General features: G+C 39.6%; 1 protein-coding gene. It reads left to right on the top strand.

The features are described from left to right. Positions 1–235 (top strand): tRNA-dihydrouridine synthase (locus Q4528_RS16150; protein WP_303522781.1); only part of this gene is annotated, 235 nt, incomplete at both ends.

Here is a 235-nt window from a genome sequence, read left to right as displayed (position 1 = left end):
CTTATTGCCAATGGTGAAATTTGGAATCCAGATGATGCGGCCAATTGCCAAGCTCAATCTCAATGTGAAAATATTATGTTAGGTCGTGGGGCTTTGGCGGTTCCAAACTTAGCGGCATGGATCAAAGGTTTGTCTAGCAAACTCACGTGGCAAGAGTTACTTACGTTAATATTGGAATACTCAAAATATGAAATTGAGGGTGACAAAGGTTTGTATTATTCAAACCGAGTTAAAC

Source organism: Staphylococcus pasteuri (assembly GCF_030547725.1).
GTDB classification, from domain to species: Bacteria; Bacillota; Bacilli; order Staphylococcales; family Staphylococcaceae; genus Staphylococcus; species Staphylococcus pasteuri.
This window is presented reverse-complemented; position numbering and strand designations above follow the sequence as displayed.